This window comes from Halomonas maura, assembly GCF_030409305.1.
GTDB lineage: Bacteria > Pseudomonadota > Gammaproteobacteria > Pseudomonadales > Halomonadaceae > Halomonas > Halomonas maura.
Genome location: NZ_JAUFPQ010000036.1, coordinates 1 through 630, shown reverse-complemented (window position 1 = coordinate 630; position 630 = coordinate 1). Strand labels below are relative to the sequence as shown.

Sequence of the window (630 nt, the reverse complement as noted above, 5' to 3'; positions counted from 1 at the left end):
CTCAAATGAATTGACGGGGGCCCGCACAAGCGGTGGAGCATGTGGTTTAATTCGATGCAACGCGAAGAACCTTACCTACCCTTGACATCGTGCGAACTTTCCAGAGATGGATTGGTGCCTTCGGGAACGCACAGACAGGTGCTGCATGGCTGTCGTCAGCTCGTGTTGTGAAATGTTGGGTTAAGTCCCGTAACGAGCGCAACCCTTGTCCCTATTTGCCAGCGATTCGGTCGGGAACTCTAGGGAGACTGCCGGTGACAAACCGGAGGAAGGTGGGGACGACGTCAAGTCATCATGGCCCTTACGGGTAGGGCTACACACGTGCTACAATGGTCGGTACAATGGGTTGCAAAGCCGCGAGGTGGAGCTAATCCCATAAAGCCGGTCTCAGTCCGGATCGGAGTCTGCAACTCGACTCCGTGAAGTCGGAATCGCTAGTAATCGTGAATCAGAATGTCACGGTGAATACGTTCCCGGGCCTTGTACACACCGCCCGTCACACCATGGGAGTGGACTGCACCAGAAGTGGTTAGCCTAACTTCGGAGGGCGATCACCACGGTGTGGTTCATGACTGGGGTGAAGTCGTAACAAGGTAGCCGTAGGGGAACCTGCGGCTGGATCACCTCCTT

General features: G+C 55.4%; 1 rRNA gene. It reads left to right on the top strand.

Going from position 1 to position 630, the window contains the following annotated elements:
* Positions 1 to 630: ribosomal RNA gene (locus QWY76_RS20030) — 16S ribosomal RNA — on the top strand; the annotation flags it as partial.